This window comes from Plantactinospora sp. DSM 117369 (assembly GCF_053764795.1).
Genome location: NZ_CM132446.1, coordinates 7,979,761 through 7,995,070 on the forward strand (window position 1 = coordinate 7,979,761; position 15,310 = coordinate 7,995,070).

The window sequence follows — 15,310 nt, forward strand, 5'->3', positions numbered from 1 at the left end:
CCGGCACCGTCCGGTCGGCGGCCGATGGTAGATTTCGGTCGTTCTGGCGCCTGCCGCGCCACCGGTTGCGGCGGGCGCCGTTTCGCAGGACGGCGAGCCGAGGAGAGGCGCGGATGCTGGCGGCGTTGAAGGGGTTGCTCGGGCACGAGGCGCTGTACGTGGCCCTGCAGAAGGGCCTGGGCGCGGACCGGCTCCGCTACCGCTGCCTGGACGAACTCGCGCTGGTCGACGGCGACACGATCATCGACGTCGGCTGCGGCCCGGCCTACTACTTCGGGCGGCTGCCGAAGGTCCGCTACTACGGCTTCGACACCAGCGAGAAATACATCGCGCACGCCCGCAAGCGCTGGGGCGGTGACGGCGTCGAGTTCCGCTGCGAGGTCTTCGGCGAGCAGCACCTGGCCCAGATCCCGCCGGCCAACGCGATCCTGCTGCTCGGGCTGCTGCACCACCTCTCCGACGACGAATGCCGGCACCTGTTGCGGGTCTCGGCCAAGGCGCTCGCCCCGGGCGGCCGGGTGATCGCCGTCGACCCCACCCTGGTGCCGGGCCAGCATCCGGTCTCCCGGTGGATGTCGCGCAACGACCGCGGCGAGTACGTCCGCACCCCCGAGGCGTTCATGGCACTCGGCCGGGCGACCTTCGCGGACGTCGACGGCGAGGTGGTGGACGACGCCACCCGGATACCGACCAGCCACTGGATGATGCGGATGCGAACTCCGGCGCTCGTTCCCGACGCCAACTGACGGCCGCGATGACCACCCCGCTGCGCAACTGGGCCGGCAACGTCGACTTCCGGGCGCGCCGGCTGCACCGGCCGGGCTCGCTCGCCGAGCTGCGCTCGCTGGTCGCCGGCAGCGACCGGATCCGCGCCCTCGGCACCGGGCACTCCTTCAACCGGATCGCCGACACCACCGGCGACCTCGTCTCGGTCGCCGGCCTGCCGCCGGTGCTGGAGATCGATCGGGCGGCCCGCACCGTCACCGTCTCGGCGGCGCTCCGCTACGGCGACCTGGTCGACGAGCTGCACCGGGCCGGCTTCGCCCTGCACAACCTCGGCTCGCTGCCGCACATCTCGGTGGCCGGCGCCTGCGCCACCGGCACCCACGGTTCCGGCCCGGGCAACGGCAACCTCGCCACCGCTGTCGCCGCGCTGGACGTGGTCACCTCCGACGGCGGCCTGGTGACGCTGCGCCGCGGCGCCGACGACGACTTCCCCGGCGCCGTGGTCGGGCTCGGCGCGCTCGGCGTGGTCACCCGGCTCACCCTCGATCTCGTCCCCACCTTCGAGATCGCCCAGTACGTCTACGACGCCCTGCCCCGCGACCAGCTCGACGCACACGCCGCCGAGATCCTGGGCGGCGGCTACAGCGTCAGCCTCTTCACCGACTGGACCGGTCCCCGGATCAACCAGGTGTGGGTGAAGCGCCGGGTGGACGCGGCCGGCGGGGGTGCCGCCGAGCCGCACTGGTACGGCGCCACCCTGGCGGCCGAGCCCCGGCACCCGGTGCCGGGGATGTCGGCGGTGCACTGCACCGGGCAGCTCGGCGTGCCGGGGCCCTGGCACGCCCGGCTGCCGCACTTCCGGCTCGAATTCACGCCGAGCAGCGGCGAGGAACTCCAGTCGGAATACTTCGTGCCGCGTGAACACCTGGTCGCGGCGCTGGCCGCGCTGGACGGCATCGCCGACCGGATCGCCGCCGTGCTGCAGATCTCGGAGATCCGCACCATCGCCGCCGACGAGCTGTGGCTGAGCCCGAGCTACCGGCGGGACAGCGCCGCTCTGCACTTCACCTGGGTCAAGGACACCGAGGCGGTGCTCCCGGTGCTGGCGGCGGTCGAGGAGCGGCTGGCGCCGTACGCGCCCCGGCCGCACTGGGGCAAGCTCTTCGTCACCCCGCCGGAGCAGCTCCGCGACCGCTACGACCGGTACGCCGACTTCGCCAAGCTGGTCCGCCGGTACGATCCGAGCGGCAAGTTCCGCAACGAGATGCTGGACCGCTACTTCCCCGCCGCCGGCTGAGCGCGGCCGTCGGCTGCTCAGCGAATCTGGTAGGACAACTCAGGGAATCTGGTAGACGGCCATCCGGCCGTTCTCGTAGCGCAGCCGGGCCAGTCGGCCCAGCTCCGGGGACTCCGTACCCACCGACCGGTCCACCACCAGCCAGCGCACGGCGTGCCGGTCCCGCAGTTCACGCAGCCCGGCCTCGGTCGGCTCGGTGAACGCCGCGTCGTTGCGCCGCAACAGCTCCTGGTCCCAGAACGGGGTGTACGGGCCCGACGCCGCCACCCGGGGCGCGAATCCCCAGCCCTCGACGAGTACCCGGCGCTCGGCGTAGGCGCTGAGCCAGAACGAGCGGGCGTCGCACCAGCCGTTCACCACCGCCAGGCAGTGCACGTTGGTCGCCAGCACGTCGCCGGGTTCACTGTGCTCCCGGGCCCACCGGGCGGCGTCGATCCGGCTCTTCGGCAGCGCGATTTTGGTGTACGCGCCGCCGTTCGGGGAGCGTTCCGACTTGCGCATGTCCATCAGCAGGCCGGGCGCTCCGACCACCAGCACGGCGGTGAGCAGCGCGATCGCGCCGCGCTTGTGCAGCGCGGCGATGCCGAGGCTGGCCGGCAGCCAGATCCCGGCGGCGATCACCGCCAGCACCGCGAGACCCGACGACCACCAGAGCAGTGGCCGCAGCCAGTCGAACATGGCCTGCCCGGCGACCGGCTGGGCGTACCGGAACTGGAACGCGACCAGCGCGGCAGCCACGGCGAGCGCGCAGAGCCCGAGCACCGTGCCGGAGCGCCGGGTCAGCTTGGCCCGCTCGGCGACCATCACGTACCCCCAGGCGGAGAGGACCACCGCGAAGGTGAACCCGGCCCGGGTGAAGTACTGGTTCGCCCCGCCGGGCTGGCGCAGCAGCAGGTAGAGCACCGGGCCGGCCAGCGCGCCACCGAGCAGGAACCACTGCACCGGTTCGAGCCGGCCCCGGCGTAGCCAGAGCAGCGGGCCGATGCCCACCACCCGGAGCTGCATGTTCACTCCGAAGGCGGCGACGACGGCGAGATACACCAGCGGGGTGGGCCAGCCTCCCGGCGGCGGTGTCCAGTACGGCTCCAGGCTGTTGGCCAGCGGATCGACCTCCATCCCGTACGCCTTGAACCGGTAGAGCACGGCGGTGGCGAAGAGTTGCGCGGCGGCGGTGGCCAGCCCTGCCCCGACCACCGTCCACGGGATCCGCCGGGTGGCGACCAGCAGCGCGACCGCGGTGAACGCCAGCGCCAGCCCGACCACCGGCAGCGAGCTGGCCTTCGCCCCGCTGGAGGCGAGCATCAGCAGCGGGGCGAGCACGAACGCGCCCCGGCCGATCGCGGCCACCGGCCGGTCCGGGCGCCGGTCCACCACGTCGGCGAGGACCGCGATCAGCGCGATCAGCAGCACCCAGCTATAGATCATCGACATGCCGTGCCAGATCACGAACGACGCCTGGGTGCCGAACGGCATCGTCACCGGATCGGTGAAGTTGGTCTCGCCGATCACGAAGAAGAGCACCGCGGCGATCGCGCCGACCGCCGGCCGCCCGCTGACCCGCCAGCCCAGTACGGCGGTGAGCACGATCGCCGCCGCGCACAGCGCCGGGATGGTCAGCCGGAGCGCCACCACCGGCAGGTCGATCCCGCCGATCAGGCTGGTCGCGGCCATGTGCACGTAGCCGAACCAGTGGTAGTCGAGCGGTTCGGCGGCGACCTGGGGCAGGTGGATCGGGAACTGGTGCTTCGCCTCGCCGGCCAGGGAAAGCTGGTAGGCGAGGTCCAGGTATTGGCGGGTCCCCTCGGAGGTGGGCAGGATCGGGTTACGTTCCAGGAAGGTGCTGGAGAGATAGGTGGTGAAGAACGCCACCGCCCCGGCCACCGACCACGACCAGCCGACCGGGGTGGGCCGGTAGTCCCGGACCAGCCAGTGCCGGCGCAGCCGGGGCACCGCCAGAAAGAGCGCGACGATCGCCGCCGGCCAGGTCCAGAGCCAGTCGGCAAGGCCGAGCCAGGCGTACAGCGCCCAGGCCGGCAACTCCAGCACCAGCCCGACGGCGGCGCCCATCGCCACGTCCTCAACCAGCGTGTGCGGCCGGCGGCGCAGCGCCCGGTAGACCAGGGTGCCCGGCAGGATCAGGGCCAGCAGCAGGTAGCCGGCGTACCGGGCGAGGTCGGCGGGATCGGTGTCGGCAGCCAGCAGTACCACGGCGACGTGGCCGGCGCCGACCAGCAGCGGTGCCCAGCGGAGCAGTGCGGGTGCCGGTGGCGGTGCGGCCGGGGCGGCAGAGTCGGCCACCGCTACTTCGGTAGCGGTCACCGTCCCGCCCGAACGCCGTCGTTGCGGCGGGCAGGGCCTTCGGAGTCCCGTCTGGCCGGGGCCGCCACCGGCTGTTCGGCGGCGCCCCGCCCGGCCGGGGCGCTCGGGGCGGGCTCGTCGCGCTCGGGCAGGTCGGGCGCGACCGCGGCCGACGTACCGGTGGGTGCCTCGGTGGCCGGGGGCGGCTCCTCGACCACATCGGCGGTGTCCGAGCCGACGAAGTAGGCCGGTCGGCCCTGCACCGCCGCGTAGATCCGGGCGATGTACTCGCCGAGCAGCCCGAGGCAGAGCAACTGGACGGCGCCGAGGAAGAGCACCGCGACGTAGAGCGAGGCCCAGCCGGTGACGGTCGAGTCGCGGAAGTACTCGACGACCGCGAAGACCACCATGACCAGGCAGAGCAGCATGCCGCCGGCACCGAGCCAGGTCGCCACCCGCAGCGGCGCCGCGGAGAAGCTGGTGATGCTGTCGGTGGCCAGCCGGAACATCCGGGACAGTGAATATTTGGTGCTGCCCGCGGCTCGTGCCTCGCGGACGTAGCTCACCTCGCCGCTGGGGAAGCCCAGCCAGGGCACCACCAGCCGAAGCACCGGGCGGCGTTCGGGCAACTCGCGCAGCGCCTCGACGGTCGCCCGGCTGAGCAGCCGGAAGTCACCCGCCTGGGCTGGTACGGAGTTGCCGACCAGCCGGCGCACCAGCCGGTAGTAGAGGCCCGCGGTGGAGCGCTTGAACCTGGTGTCGGTGGAGCGGTCCGCGCGTACCCCGTAGACGATGTCCAGGCCCTCGTCCCGGGCCAGCCGCAGCATCTCGACCAGGACCTCCGGCGGATCCTGGAGGTCGGCGTCGATGCTGGCGACGTAGCCGCCCCGGGCCCGGAACAGCCCCGCGAGCAGCGCCGCCTGGTGACCACTGTTGCGGCGCAGCCGGATGACCCGCAGGTGCGGCCAGCCGCGTCGCATCCCGACCAGGATCGCCGGGGTGGCGTCGCTGCTGCCGTCGTCGACCGCGACCACCTCGTACGGCTCGCCGAGCCCGTCGAGCACCGGCCGCAGCCGTTCGACCAGCAACCGGAGGACACTCTCCTCGTTGTAGATCGGTACGACCACGGAGAGGGTCGGCTCCCGGCTCGTCACCGCCCGCACACCCCCCGTCTCCAGCTCACCGGACAGCCGAACGCTACCAGCCAGCCCAGTGACTGATCTCACCAGCGGCCGGGCTCCCCGGCCCCGGTCAGGAGCAGCTCGTCCTGGGCAGCCCGCCCACCGGCACCGGGGACCGCCCGGTCGGTCGGGCCCGGCCGGCCAGCACCTCCGCGAGCGCGGTCAACGAGGCCGAATTCGACGAGTACGTCGCCAGCAGGACCTTGGAGCCGGCCCGGCCGAGCAGGTACGGGGTGTCCATCGCCACCGTCACGGCCGCGTCGCCGCGCAGGTCGGCGGCGGCGTCGCCGTACCCGACGAGGTGCACCACGGCCCCGCCGGACGGTGTCACCTCGACCCCGGCGGCGCGCAGCGCCTGGCTGAGCCGGTCCCGGCTCCGCTCCCGGCCGCTCGCCGCGGTCACCGTCACCGGCCCGGTCAGCAGCGGCCCGCCGCAGCGACCGCGCAGCATGGTGATCGCCGATGCCGCCGCCCGGCGGGCGGCCTCCTGGTGGCCGGCGCTGTTCAGCGTGCCCATCTCCGGCCTGGGCCGCTCGGCCAGCCGGAACTTGAGCGTCAGCACCCGGGTCACCGCCTCCACCAGCCGGGCCCGGGGCAGCGAGCCGTCCCGCAGCGCGGCCAGCACCCCGTTGTACGCCTCGGTCACGTTCGGCGGCATCAGCACCAGGTCGTTGCCGGCGTTCAGCGCCCGGACCGCGGTCGTACCCGGCGACTGCTTCGCCACCGCCGCCATGTCCATCGCGTCCGTCACCAGCACACCGGTGAAGCCGAGTTGCCCGCGGAGCAGGTCGGTGAGGAGCTTGCGGGAGAAGGTGGCCGGCACCTCCGGGTCGACCGCCCGTACGTCGAGGTGCCCGGCCATCACCAGCCAGGCCCCGGCGGCGATCCCGGCCGAGAACGGCGGCAGGGCGGTGGACTCCAGCTTCTTCCGGTCGGCGGTGACCACCGGCAGGCCCTTGTGCGAGTCGGCGGCGGTCTGCCCATGCCCCGGGAAGTGCTTGAGGGTGGCGGCGACGCCCGCGCCCTGCAATCCCCGCACGGCGGCGCCGACCTGCGCCCCGGCGGCCTTCGGGTCCGACCCGTACGAGCGGGAGCCGATCACCTTGCTGTCCGCCTCCAGTACGTCGGCGCTGGGGGCGAAGTCGACGTTCACCCCGAGCGCGGCGAGTTCGGTGCCGGCGGCCCGCCAGGCCGACTCGGTGATCGCCGGGTCACCGGCCGCGCCGAAGGCCATCGGGCTGGGCAGGTTGGTCACCCCGTCGGAGATCCTGGTGACCACGCCGAACTCCTGGTCGATGCCGATCAGCGCGCCGGCGGCACCGGCCGGCAGTTTTCCGGCCGCGGCCTGTAGCCCGGCGGTCAGCTCGCGTACCTGCGCCGGGTTGTCGACGTTGGTGGTCGGCTGGGTGTCGCTGGTCGGGTCGTCGGCGGAGAAGCCGACCAGGATCAGCCCGCCCAGCCGGTACTTGGCGATCATCTCGGCCGGGGTCTCCACCCCGGCCAGCTTCCGGTTGCCGGCCGCCGAACCGCCGGACACCTTGGTTGCCGAGTTGCCGTAGGCGTACGGCATCAGCACCTGGCCGACCAGGTCCTCGTCGGCCAGGGTGCCGACCAACTGGGCGGCCCGGGTCGCCGGGTCCGGCGTCGGGGCGGCGCCGGTCGACGAGGGCGACGGCGACGCGGCCCCGGGGGCCGCCTCCGGTTCCCGCGAGCCGGCGCAGCCGGAGACGATCAAGGCGGTGACGAGGGGAAGCACGACCAGAGCGCGCCGGAGGGGAGACGACACGCCCGCTATCCCACCAGCCCGGCACCACCCGGGCAACTTGACCAAGGGCCCGGAACGCGGGGTCCGGACGTCGTCCGACCGGCGCCGTCGACCCGACGGCGCCGCCCGGACGACGTGACCGATCCCACGGGTACGCCGGACCGAGCGAACGGGCTCCGGGCCGAGCGAACGGCCTCCGGGCCGAGCGAACGGCCCCCGGGCCGAACGGGCGGGCGTCGCTCAGCCGACCCGGGTGAGCAGGGTGACCGGGGCACCGTCCCCGGCGTACCGGTACGGCTCGAGTTCGGCGTCCCAGGCGGTGCCCATCGCCTTGTCGAGCGCGTGCGCGAGCGCCTCCGGCGCCCGGGCCGACTCCATGATCGATCGCAGCCGGTCCTCGCCGAGCTGGATGTCGCCGGCCGCTCCGGCGGTGGCCCGGAAGAGCCCCCGGCCGGGGACGTACATGAACCGCTCACCGTCGACGCCGGGACTCGGCTCCTCGGTGACCTCGAAGCGGATCATGGGCCACTGTCTCAGGGCAGCCGCCAGTTCCGCGCCGGTCCCAGGCCGGCCGGACCACCCGCACTCCGCCCTACGGGCGCCCGGATCGACCGGCTGGGCCGTCCAGTGCAGGGTGACCGGCGCGGTGAGGACGCGCGCGATCGCCCACTCGACGTGCTGGCACACGGCGAGTGGGGTCGAGTGGACGTATACGACGCCACGCGTTGGCACGGTGACCTCCCGGAGAGCGAGGTGCGTCTTCCCCTACGACCTCGACCTCGGCGGGCTGATCCCCCGTGCGATTACTGGAACACATGATGACTTGTGTGACGGATGGTACGCCAGGGATTCACGAAACTGGCCGGGGGGAATAGCCGTACCGGTGACGGTAGTTGGACCGCACGTCAGCGGCGGTAGCCGTCCGGCCATCACCGTTGTCGTGTAAAATTTGCCCGGCGGCGTCTGCTGCCCAGGCTGTCCCCTCGGACTACCCAGTCCTCCCGTACGTCTTCAAGGAGTACCTCCGTGGCGAGCAACACCTCCAAGACCGCGCGCGCATCCGTCCGTGCCGGCCAGGCAGGCCAGGGTGGCGCCCTGAGCGTGCTCGGTGAGTTCAAGTACCTCATCCCGCTCAACGGCGGCAAGCACGCCTACGTGCGGAACCTGACCAACGGCAAGACCTCGCACCTGCGCACCGACTCCGAGGCTTTCGTCGAGGAGATCCGGACGCTGGCCGGTGCCGGCCACGCCGTCAAGATCCGGGCCGAGCTGAACAACCTGGCCGCCACGTACCCGGCCGACGGTTGGGACACCACCGAGAAGCGGCTGGTCGAGGCCGGCGTCTTCGAGGCCTGAGCCCACCGGCACGATCAGCTTCATCACCCGTAACGCCCCGACCCGGATCGTCCCGCGTCGGGGCGTTCACGTCTGTGCCCGGCGTTTCCGCACCGCTCCCGCCGGCCCGTCCCGGCCAGGGCGGATGATTCGCCGGTACGCCGCGCGGGTATCCACCGTTGCGGCGACGCGTTCCGGCAGTGGCGTGGACGTCGGCGCCGCGCCGGCCCGACCCGTCGGCGCCGCCCCGGCCGGAGCGCCCATTCGTTACCCGTGGGTACGGCTACCCCGGCTGACGCGGAGGTGAGCATGCCCGACCCGGTCCTGGTACGCCTCTCCGACGGCGTACGGCTGCATGTCGACGTCTCCGGCCCGGACACCGCCCCGCTGACCGTGGTGCTGCTGCACGGCTGGACCCTGGACGGGCGCACCTGGCACCGGCAGCTCGCCGCGCTGCGCGAGACGTACGGCGCCACCGTCCGGGTGGTCTGCTACGACGCGCGCGGACACGGCCGGTCCGGCCCGACCACGCTGCGCTCGGCCACCCTCGCCCGGCTCGGCGACGACCTGGCCGAGGTGCTGGCCCAGGTGGCGCCGACCGGGCCGGTGGTGCTGGTCGGGCATTCGATGGGCGGCATGACGGTGATGGAGTACGCCCACCGGCACCCCGCCGACTTCGCCCGCCGGGTCGCCGGGCTCGTCTTCGTCGCCACCACCGCCGAGGGCCACACGCACACCGGGTACGGCGTACCGGCACCGCTGGCCCGGCTGATCCGGGTCACCGAGACCACCTGCGCCGGGCTACTGGCCCGGTGCGGCGGCTGGCGTACCCCGGCACCCCTGCTGCACGCGCTCCGCCCGACCCTGCGCTGGCTGCTCTTCGGCGACGTCTGCGACCCGGCCGACATCCGGCTGACCACGTCGGCGGTGGCCCGGGCCTCGCTCGTCTCGATCGGCGGGTTCCGGCCCTCCATCGGGGCGCAGCAACGGCTGGAGACGCTCGCCACCCTCGGCGACCTGCCGGTGGCGGCCCTGGTCGGCGACCGCGACCGGCTCACCCCACCGCCCTGCACGCTGTCGATCAGCGAGGCGCTGCCCTCGGCCGCGCTGACCGTCTGCCCCGGCGCCGGCCACATGCTGATGCTGGAACGCCCCGACGAGGTCACCGCCGCGCTCCGCTCGGTCGTCGACCGGGTCCGGCCGGCGACGAAGATCACCCGGAAGGCGACCGCCGCCGCCCGGGCGCGACGCGCCGTGACCATCCTCGAACAGCCCAGACGGGTCGCCGCCCGGCGCGGCGCTCCATGCCCCTGAGCCGGATCGGGGCGCTGCGCGACTGGCGCGGCCGAGCCGGGACGCGCGGGCACGGCGTACCCTCGCTTCCTGGCAATTCGGCGCGCGGCCGTCCGGACCTCCGGTGCCGGACGGCCGCGTCGCCGCAGATCGATCTCCGGGAGCAGACGCGTTGACCGACCACACCACGCTGCGGCAGGAGATCGAAGCCGAACAGCGCCACCTGGACCGGGTCTACGCCCGGCTGGCGCAGTTGCGGCACTCCGCCGTGCTGGCCGAGCGGGAGGGCTACCAACTGGCCCGGGTCGGCAACTTCGGCGCGCTGGTGGAACGGGACGCGATGGTCTTCCACGCCGCCCGGCGCCGGCACACCCTGGACGCCGAGCACGAGGGGCTGGTCTTCGGCCGGCTGGACCTGACCACCGGGCAGGTGCTGCACGTCGGGCGGCTCGGCGTACGCGGCGAGCATGCCGAACCGCTGGTGATCGACTGGCGGGCACCGGCCGCCGCCGCGTTCTACCAGGCCACCGCGGCCGATCCGCAGGGGGTCGTACGCCGCCGCGTGATCACCTCCAGCGGCGAGCGGGTGACCCGGATCTCCGACGACCTGCTCGACCCGGCGGCGGCACCGGACGGGATGCGGGTGGTCGGCGACGGCGCCATGCTCGCCACCCTGTCCCGGACCACCGGCCGGGAGATGCGCGACATCGTCGCCACCATCCAACGGGAACAGGACGAGGCGATCCGCTCTCCGGCCGGCGGGGTGACCGTGGTCTCCGGCGGTCCGGGCACCGGCAAGACGGCGGTGGCCCTGCACCGGGCCGCCTACCTGCTCTACTCCGACCGCAACCGGTTCGCCGGCGGCGGGGTGCTGGTGGTAGGCCCGTCCGCCGTCTTCGTCGACTACATCGCCTCGGTGCTCCCCTCGCTCGGCGAGAACGCCGCCACCCTGCACTCGCTCGGCTCGCTCTTCGACGGCGTGCAGGCCACCCGCACCGATCCGGTGGCGGTCGCGGCGGTCAAGGGCTCGCTGCGGATGCGCCGGGTGCTGGAGCGGGCGGTCCGGGACCAGGTGCCGGACGCCCCCACCGAGCTGCGGCTGCTCTACCGGGGCGAGCTGCTCCGGCTGCACGGCGCCGAGCTGGAGCGGATCCGGACCCGGGCGCTGCCCCCGGGCGCCCGCCGCAACGAGGTACGCCGGGCCGGCTTCGACGGCATCTTCGCCGCGCTCTGGGCACAGGCCCAGGAGCTGCGGGTCGGCCGGCTGCCCGACCAGCGGACCTTCGAGGACGACATCGCCGAGCGGCCCGAGTTCCGGGACTTCCTGCGCGCCTGGTGGCCTCGACTGCACCCCCGACACGTACTGCCCTGGCTGGCCGAGCCGGAGCGGCTGCGCCGGTACACCGCCGGGATCCTGTCCCGGGCCGAGACCCGGCTGCTCGCCGAGGCGTACCGGACGCTGGGCAGCGCGGGGCCGACCGTCGCCGACGTCGCACTCCTGGACGAACTCGACCACCTGCTGGGCCGGCCGCCCCGACCGGCGCGGCGCAACCGCGACCCGTACCAGTTGGCCGGCGGGGTCCGCGAGGTGACCACGTACGCGGACCGGCAGCGCTCGGCCCGGACCGGCCGGGACGCCACCGCCGAGCGGCCGGCCGACTACCGCGAGTACGCCCACGTGGTGGTCGACGAGTCCCAGGACGTCTCCCCGATGCAGTGGCGGATGCTGGGCCGCCGGGGCCGGCTCGCCTCCTGGACCGTGGTCGGCGACCCGGCCCAGACCGCCTGGACCGGCGACCCGGCCGAGCTGTCCCGGGCCCAGGACAAGGCGCTGGGCCGGCGCCCCCGGCACGAGTTCACCCTCACCACCAACTACCGCAACTCGGCGGAGATCTTCGCGGCGGCGGCCCGGGTGATCCGCCAGGTCTTCCCCGACCTGCCGCTGCCGGTCGCGGTGCGGGCCACCGGGATACCCCCGGTCGAGCTGGTGGTGCCGGCCGCCGAACTACCGGACGCGGTCCGGGAGGCGGTGGCGAAGCTGCTCACCGAGGTCGAGGGGACGGTCGGGGTGATCAGCGCGGTCGACCGCCGGGCCGAGGTCGCCGGCTGGCTGGAGCCGGCCGCCGACCCGCGCCTCCAGGTGGTCGACACCATGCAGGCCAAGGGCCTGGAGTACGACGGCGTCGTGCTGGTCGGCCCGACCGAGATCCGGGCGGACTCGGCCGCCGGGGTACGCACCCTCTACGTCGCGCTCTCCCGGGCCACCCAGCGGCTCACCACCGTCGACCCGGCGTGACGGCTCCCGGGCTCGGCCGCCCCCGGTCCGACGGCTTTTCGGGTTGGGCCGGTGCGAGTCGGGCGCCGGAGCGGTGTCGGTTGCCGGGTCGGGCGGCCGGGCCGCCCCCTGGCGGCGGCCTCCGAGATGGCGAAGCCCCCGGACCCGGGTCTACCCCGGGCCGAGGGCTTTGCGCCGTTCTGGGGCCGGCTGTGGCCGGTCCTGGGGCTGGTTCGTCGGTACGTCGTCGTCAGGCGTGCGTCTTCGCCAGGCTGACGAACGCCCGCCAGGCGGCCGGACCGAAGGTCAGCGTTCCGCCGTCCCGGTCCTTGGTGTCCCGGACCAGTACCCGGCCGGGGAGGTTGTCGGCAACCTCTACGCAGTTGCCGGCGTTGCTCCCAGAGCGGGACGACTTACGCCACTTCGGGGTCATGATCATCAATCGCCTTCAAAATGAGGTCGCGGGATATCTCACAGGGTAGTGCGCGCGCGTTGACCGACTCCCACGCGATGACCGCGTGCCGGACATCGCGCACCTGTGATCCGACGGTACCCTCTCGAAGCGCGTCCATGTAGACCACCGTCGCCCCATCCGGCAGGGTGGCGAGGGCAAACGCACCTGTCATCCCCGAATGAAGCCCGGCGGAGAATGGCACCACTCGGACGTGGACGTTCGGGCGGCACCCGACGTCTACAAGGTGCTCAAGCTGCGCCTTCATGACCGCACCACGGGGGCGCAGGACACCCTCTCCGATGATCGCCGTCAGAATGGCCGGATCGGGTCGGTCGAGAACCCTGGCTTGTCGCGCCAGTCGGATCCTCACGGCCTCCTCGACCTGTTCCAGGGTGTGTCCGCCGATCTCAATGATCGCCCGCGCGTACGCCTCCGTTTGGAGCAATCCGGGAATGACAGAGTGCTCGAAGGTTCGGAGCGCAATCGCGCGACTCTCGTTGTCCGCACACGGGCGCAGCCACGGTGCGACAGCCTCACCCCGGGATCGATTGGCGCTGGCCCGAAGTTCGCCGCTGGCCTGAAGTACCCCGTCCAGCCGTTCGGCCATGTCATCGCGCGGGACGCTCCGACCCGACTCGTAGTGGCCCACCTGAGAGCCACTGACGTGCACCGCAGCGCCCACGGCATCCTGAGACAGTCCTTGCTCTGTCCGAAGCTTGCGCAACAGATGACGAAACTCGTTCGTGTCGGCCAACTGCGCCCCTCCGTCCGGATGTAGGCCACGAGTGTCCTTAGTACATCTTCCGTTATCGCAACGTCACGGTCCAGGGTGGAGGGCAGACGGAAAAGCCATTACAGCGGCCCGCTTCAACAATGCCGGGGGCGTGGCCCGCAAGATCCGCCCCGGCAGTGGGTTGTCTTTCCGTCAACGGGGGCGGTTGCTCGTACGGGACACGAGCACCGCCCCCTTTCCTGTTGTTTACCGGAACGGGAGGGCAAAAGAATGGGACAGGTTCGTGGGACCAGATTCCGCCATCGTCGGGTCTGGTGGCGCTTGTGGCGCTATTGCTGGTGCGGACATCGATGGATCTGCCCCGACTCGGATCCCGGCGTGTGCTCCTACTACCCCCGGCGGGGTAGCAGGAGCACACGATCGGCGGGTGCCGACACCGCACCCGCCGAGAGTGCGTCCCTGACGGGTGCCGAGTTCCGCCGGGCGGTCCGGGCTGCCACGGTTGACGCCAGGATCGCCCGGGAAGCACAGGTCGGGCACGAGGAAGCACCGCCACCACCCTCACAGCCGGCGGAGCCACAGCGCCCGTGGATCGACTTCCCCGACTCCCGCAACGCAGGCCGGTACGACGGGTGGAACGGGCCGACCCGGGCGCACCTGGCCAACGGCCGGGCGGGCGGCCTGACTCCGGCGCAGCAGCACCGAGCCCGGCACGCCGAGCGGGTGTAGACCGTGATCGGGCCATGGGCGCGATGGGAACGGCACATCGCCCGACGGCGGGTGCGTGACCGCCAGGTGGCCGGGCAGCACCGCTGCCTCATGGTCAGTCCACAACCGTCCATGATTGATGGTGGCCGCCGGAGTAGCTATGGGTGTGCCCAAGCGGCGGGGGTCGTCCAGGTCCCACCCCAACTTCCCTTGTCAGACAAGGATGTTCAGTGAGCGACACACCGCATCTCGGTCCCCCGCCCCAGCGCATTGCCGTCGACGCGGAACAGGTGCGTCGGCTCGTCGCCGGCCAGTTCCCGCAGTGGGCCGACCTTCCGGTTCAGCCCGTAGCCAACGGTGGCTGGGACAACTGGACCTTCCACCTCGGCCCGCAGATGTTGGTGCGTCTGCCGAGCGCATCCGAGTACGCCGAGGCGGTCGACAAGGAACACAAGTGGCTTCCGGCGCTCGCCCCCCGACTCCCGCTGCCCATCCCCGCCCCACTGGCGAAAGGCGAACCTGACGAGGCTTATCCCTACCCGTGGTCGATCTACCAATGGCTCGACGGCGAACCTGCGAGCACGGACCGTATCGCCGACCCCGTCCGATTCGCGCTCGACCTGGCCGAGTTCCTGGCGGCCTTGCAGAGCGTCGATACCACTGACGGTCCCCGCCCCGGACAGCACAACTGGTACCGGGGCGGCACGCTGCGTACCTACGATGGGCAAGCGCAACGCGCGCTCACAACACTCGACGGCCATGTCGATGTCGACCTGGCCCGCGAGATCTGGAAGAGCGCACTGGACGCACGCTGGGACGGTGTGGAGAGCTGGTTCCACGGTGACGTCGCCCAGGGAAATCTCCTGCTCAACGACGGCGAGCTGGCGGCTGTCATCGACTTCGGGACATGCGGCGTCGGCGATCCGGCCTGTGACCTGGCGATCGCATGGACATTGCTGACCGCCGACGGCCGGCAGGCGTTCCGGGAGCGACTGTCCGTCGACGATGCGACATGGGCGCGCGGGCGCGGCTGGGCCCTCTGGAAGACGCTCGTCACCTGCTCCTACACCCTGGGCGATGCCGACGAGTCGGCCGCGAACGCACTGCGCGTCCTCGGCGAGATCTTCTCCGAATACGTCGGCGGCGCCGTCACCACGCCCCAAGCCATGACCAGCCGCTACGCCCGGCAAGCCCGCAGCGATCCATGATCGTAATCCCCGGCCGGAGTATTCAGTCAGGTCCGGA

The 15,310-nt window shown here is 72.6% G+C and carries 13 protein-coding genes; 7 read left to right on the forward strand and 6 right to left on the reverse strand.

All coding sequences use genetic code 11. From position 1 onward, the window contains the following. The first annotated feature begins 113 nt into the window (after window positions 1-113). Both ACSMXO_RS33965 and ACSMXO_RS33970 read left to right on the forward strand, forming a co-directional pair. Window positions 114-746, forward strand: coding sequence for an SAM-dependent methyltransferase (locus ACSMXO_RS33965; RefSeq protein ID WP_346261157.1), 633 nt, complete (start codon window positions 114-116; stop codon window positions 744-746). 8 nt (window positions 747-754) lie between these two features. Continuing rightward, a complete protein-coding gene (locus tag ACSMXO_RS33970) occupies window positions 755-2,023 on the forward strand; it encodes a D-arabinono-1,4-lactone oxidase (RefSeq protein WP_455415188.1) in 1,269 nt (422 codons plus the stop codon). Window positions 2,024-2,062: 39 nt separating this feature from the next. Here the strand turns inward: ACSMXO_RS33970 and ACSMXO_RS33975 are convergent, their stop codons facing one another. The 4 genes from ACSMXO_RS33975 to ACSMXO_RS33990 all read right to left on the reverse strand — a co-directional run bounded on the left by ACSMXO_RS33975 (window position 2,063) and on the right by ACSMXO_RS33990 (window position 7,999). After that, window positions 2,063-4,321: a hypothetical protein gene (locus ACSMXO_RS33975; RefSeq protein ID WP_455415189.1), complete on the reverse strand. Its 2,259-nt coding sequence runs from the start codon at window positions 4,319-4,321 to the stop codon at window positions 2,063-2,065. Between the two features lie 17 nt (window positions 4,322-4,338). Beyond that, entirely contained in the window at window positions 4,339-5,475 is a 1,137-nt protein-coding gene (locus tag ACSMXO_RS33980; RefSeq protein ID WP_455415190.1) for a glycosyltransferase, read from the reverse strand. 97 nt (window positions 5,476-5,572) lie between these two features. Beyond that, window positions 5,573-7,288, reverse strand: coding sequence for a glycoside hydrolase family 3 protein (locus ACSMXO_RS33985; RefSeq protein WP_346261161.1), 1,716 nt, complete (start codon window positions 7,286-7,288; stop codon window positions 5,573-5,575). A gap of 219 nt (window positions 7,289-7,507) precedes the next feature. Beyond that, window positions 7,508-7,999 (reverse strand): DUF3145 domain-containing protein, encoded by a 492-nt coding sequence (locus tag ACSMXO_RS33990; protein WP_107261790.1) that lies wholly within the window; start codon window positions 7,997-7,999, stop codon window positions 7,508-7,510. 294 nt (window positions 8,000-8,293) lie between these two features. Here ACSMXO_RS33990 and ACSMXO_RS33995 point away from each other — a divergent pair, with 294 nt between their 5' ends. The 3 genes from ACSMXO_RS33995 (at window position 8,294) to ACSMXO_RS34005 (ending at window position 12,191) form a co-directional block, all read left to right on the forward strand. Then, window positions 8,294-8,623 carry a hypothetical protein gene (locus ACSMXO_RS33995; protein ID WP_101367378.1) on the forward strand — a complete coding sequence of 110 codons (330 nt, stop codon included), beginning with the start codon at window positions 8,294-8,296 and terminating at the stop codon, window positions 8,621-8,623. Between the two features lie 288 nt (window positions 8,624-8,911). Continuing rightward, complete coding sequence (locus ACSMXO_RS34000; RefSeq protein ID WP_455415191.1) at window positions 8,912-9,916, forward strand: alpha/beta fold hydrolase; 1,005 nt, start codon at window positions 8,912-8,914, stop codon at window positions 9,914-9,916. A gap of 151 nt (window positions 9,917-10,067) precedes the next feature. After that, a complete protein-coding gene (locus tag ACSMXO_RS34005; protein ID WP_455415192.1) occupies window positions 10,068-12,191 on the forward strand; it encodes a HelD family protein in 2,124 nt (707 codons plus the stop codon). Between the two features lie 229 nt (window positions 12,192-12,420). On the opposite strand, the gene ACSMXO_RS34010 is transcribed toward ACSMXO_RS34005, so the two are convergent. Together ACSMXO_RS34010 and ACSMXO_RS34015 are read right to left on the reverse strand one after the other, a co-directional pair. After that, window positions 12,421-12,603 (reverse strand): DUF397 domain-containing protein, encoded by a 183-nt coding sequence (locus tag ACSMXO_RS34010; protein WP_455415193.1) that lies wholly within the window; start codon window positions 12,601-12,603, stop codon window positions 12,421-12,423. Beyond that, on the reverse strand, window positions 12,584-13,378 hold the full coding sequence (locus ACSMXO_RS34015) for a helix-turn-helix domain-containing protein (RefSeq protein WP_455415194.1): 795 nt from the start codon (window positions 13,376-13,378) through the stop codon (window positions 12,584-12,586). Before ACSMXO_RS34015 ends, ACSMXO_RS34010 begins: the two co-directional genes overlap by 20 nt. Window positions 13,379-13,735: 357 nt before the next feature. Here ACSMXO_RS34015 and ACSMXO_RS34020 point away from each other — a divergent pair, with 357 nt between their 5' ends. Further along, window positions 13,736-14,086, forward strand: a complete 351-nt coding sequence (locus ACSMXO_RS34020; RefSeq protein ID WP_455415195.1) for a hypothetical protein — start codon at window positions 13,736-13,738, stop codon at window positions 14,084-14,086. A 209-nt stretch (window positions 14,087-14,295) separates the two neighbouring features. Continuing rightward, entirely contained in the window at window positions 14,296-15,273 is a 978-nt protein-coding gene (locus ACSMXO_RS34025) for an aminoglycoside phosphotransferase family protein (protein WP_455415196.1), read from the forward strand. Window positions 15,274-15,310 lie beyond the last annotated feature (37 nt).